This window comes from Pseudomonas sp. FW300-N1A1 (genome assembly GCF_058789115.1).
This window is the reverse complement of record NZ_JBYTBK010000093.1, coordinates 1-1,000: the sequence shown is the minus strand read 5'-3', so window position 1 is coordinate 1,000 and position 1,000 is coordinate 1. Positions and strand designations below refer to the sequence as shown.

Annotated in this window: 1 pseudogene; it reads right to left on the bottom strand. The window is 61.1% G+C overall.

Going from position 1 to position 1,000, the window contains the following annotated elements:
• Positions 1-969 (bottom strand): annotated as a pseudogene (locus tag AC3WQN_RS25435) (hypothetical protein); the annotation flags it as partial.
• Between the last annotated feature and the right edge of the window lie 31 nt (positions 970-1,000).

The following is a 1,000-nucleotide window of genomic DNA, read 5'->3' as shown; positions in this document are numbered from 1 at the left end:
GTCGGGCTTTTTGGGAGGTGTAGAGGTTGCCAGCGCGGCGCGACGTTCGCTGGCTGAGGTGGCAATGGCGGGGGGATCTAACTCGCCTCCCGCGACCACTTCTCCGCGTGTGTACTGAGTGGCAGGTCCGTCGCCATGGCGGTGTATCGTGAGGGTCCAGCGATAGGCAGAACGCGAAGCGTCGAAGTACGGCAGGGACAGCCGGTACTCCAGGCACTGCTCGTAGACCGGGGCGCTGATACCTGCGATGGGGCCGCCATAGTCAGGGGAGCTGAGGCCAGTCATTCGCAGCCGGAAATTGACACCCACCTCAAGGCCCAGGGTCGCAGCATTGAGCTCGGCAATGGCGATGTGGGCCTGGTCAGGTCGTAGCCAATGAACCTTGGGTGTTTCGTTTGCAAGACCGAAGTAGCAGCGTTTTGCCCATTGTTCAAAGGGGCTTGATTCCTTTCTTTGGGCCCACTGATAAAAGCTGTAGGCCAGAAAGCCCAATACAATCGCTATACCCAAAGGGCCTAGCAGCGCTGAGCTTCCTGAAGCCGCCGCAGCAATCCCAAAGCCCGCTCCGATACTTGAGAATCCCATCGAGGCCCCATACAGAGTTGCAGCAAGGGTATCGCCACCTTTCCCTGCACGATTGACAGCGATTCCTGCCTGCATCGCCTCAAAAATTCCCGCAGCGGCACCAATCACGGCCCCCGCTCTTGCAAGAAGGTGCCCGGAATTTGCGGTCGCCTCCACTAACACCGCACCTCGCGCAGACAAACCCCGATTCGTCAGCACCCGATTCGCCCCTCCCACCAATGCACTCCCCACCAGTTCCGCCCCACCCCCCAACACCCCCAGGCTGCTGCCATACAACGCCAACCTGGCCTCCAGCGCCTTGTCCCCGATTACCCGTTCCGCTTCCCTGAGGTTCTTGTTCAACGAATCGCTGAGCAGGTACATCCCGCCGAGTGCCAGCAGCATGTCGCCGCTGGCGGCCCCGCGCAGTCCGGTG